This is a genomic window from Bowmanella yangjiangensis (assembly GCF_017255015.1).
GTDB lineage: Bacteria > Pseudomonadota > Gammaproteobacteria > Enterobacterales > Alteromonadaceae > Bowmanella > Bowmanella yangjiangensis.
Window position 1 is genome coordinate 1 of sequence record NZ_JAFKCS010000767.1, and the last position, 349, is coordinate 349.

Annotated in this window: 1 pseudogene; it reads left to right on the forward strand. The window is 65.3% G+C overall.

Annotated elements, in window-relative coordinates:
* Positions 1-349, forward strand: a pseudogene (locus tag J0A65_RS26605) (TonB-dependent receptor); the annotation flags it as partial.

Consider the following 349-nt stretch of genomic DNA (forward strand, 5'->3'; position numbering starts at 1 on the left):
GGCTACAGCCAGTCCACCGAGAAGGACCCGGGCGGCATCGCCGGCGCCAAGTTCGTCGGCGACTTCACCGGCATCGGTTTCGATGGCTCGCGCAAGCCGCACCTCGTTGCCGGCGACGCGTTCTATGATCCGACCTCCTTCGAACTCGACGAGGTGGAGTGGGAGAAGGTCAGCGGCAAGGACAAGGAAAAGAACATCCGCCTCGACCTGGCCCGTGACTACGACCTGGCCGGCAACGCCGCGCAGGTGAAGTTCGGCGGCAAGCTCAGCCGGCGCGACAAGACCAGCGATACCGAGGTCTGGGTCTACGACGATTTCACCGGCGTCGGGCTCGACGGCTTGCAGAGCG